Origin of the sequence: Proteus sp. fly-1067 (assembly GCF_040139345.1) — a bacterium.
In the GTDB taxonomy this organism is placed as follows: domain Bacteria; phylum Pseudomonadota; class Gammaproteobacteria; order Enterobacterales; family Enterobacteriaceae; genus Proteus; species Proteus vulgaris_B.
Genome location: NZ_JBEEUL010000153.1, coordinates 1 through 608 on the forward strand (window position 1 = coordinate 1; position 608 = coordinate 608).

At 44.4% G+C, this 608-nt stretch carries 1 protein-coding gene; it reads left to right on the forward strand.

Annotated features, from left to right (window positions below; translation table 11 throughout):
* Positions 1-608, forward strand: a 608-nt coding sequence (locus tag ABN217_RS19710; RefSeq protein ID WP_349459924.1) for an amino acid permease, incomplete at both ends; no start/stop codon positions are given.

Below are 608 nucleotides of genomic sequence, written 5' to 3' on the forward strand. Positions count from 1 at the left end.
GATCACAGGAATTGCCGATATTGTTGCTATCACATCGTATGTCAGTTTCTGGGTACCCGATTTCCCTGAATGGGTTACCTCATTTATTTGTGTAGTAACATTATTGACCCTGAATTTAGTCTCAGTCAGATTATTTGGTGAGCTTGAGTTCTGGTTTGCCATGATCAAAATTGTTGCCATTGTTGCCTTGATCGCTGTTGGTGGAACATTAATTGCCATGAATTTCCAATCACCCGCAGGTCATACCGCTTCTTTGAGCAATATCTGGAATGATGGTGGGATGTTCCCTATGGGGATCAGTGGTTTCTTTGCTGGCTTCCAAATCGCTATCTTTGCCTTTGTAGGGATAGAACTCGTGGGCACCGCAGCAGCTGAAACTCGTGATCCTGAAAAATCATTGCCAAGAGCAATTAACGCCATCCCATTTAGGATCATTGCATTTTATGTATTATCACTGATTGTAATTATGGCGGTCACACCATGGCGCACGATTTTAGCGGACAAGAGCCCGTTTGTTGAAATGTTTGTACTCATTAGCTTGCCTGCTGCCGCCAGTGTGGTTAACTTTGTGGTGCTCACATCAGCGGCCTCTTCTGCAAACAGTGGTG